Genomic DNA, 439 nt, shown 5'->3' with positions numbered 1-439 from the left:
ACAGGACGCGCAGGTCAAACCGACGCTCAGCAGCCTCTCCGGCGAATGGGCGGAAGTGGATCAGCAGTGCCACGGCCAGACGGATCCGGCCACGGGCCAGCCCGTGCCCTGCCGCGTGGTGGGGGACCGGGAAACAGCCGCCCGGACCGTCGTGATGCTCGGGGACTCCCACTCCATGATGTGGCTGACGGCACTGGAACCGGTGGCGGAGGAACGCGGCTGGCAGGTGGTGGCCCTGCTGAAGATGGGCTGCCGCTACGGTGCCGCCGTCGAGTCCCGCTCCGACGACTGCAATGCCTACAACCAGGCGGTCCATGACTATGTGCTGCAGGAAAAGCCCGATGCCGTGTTCACCGTTGGAACCAGGACGGACCAAGGCGATGCCGGGGAAGCGATCGTGGAGGGCTATGCCGCCGGAATCCAGGATTTCACCGCAGCC

At 67.0% G+C, this 439-nt stretch carries 1 protein-coding gene; it reads left to right on the top strand.

What is annotated here, in order from left to right:
- Positions 1 to 439, top strand: a 439-nt coding sequence (locus AC5RVV_RS18145; protein ID WP_494002730.1) for an SGNH hydrolase domain-containing protein, incomplete at both ends; no start/stop codon positions are given.

Source organism: Arthrobacter sp. MDT2-34-1, from assembly GCF_059091365.1.
This window is presented reverse-complemented; position numbering and strand designations above follow the sequence as displayed.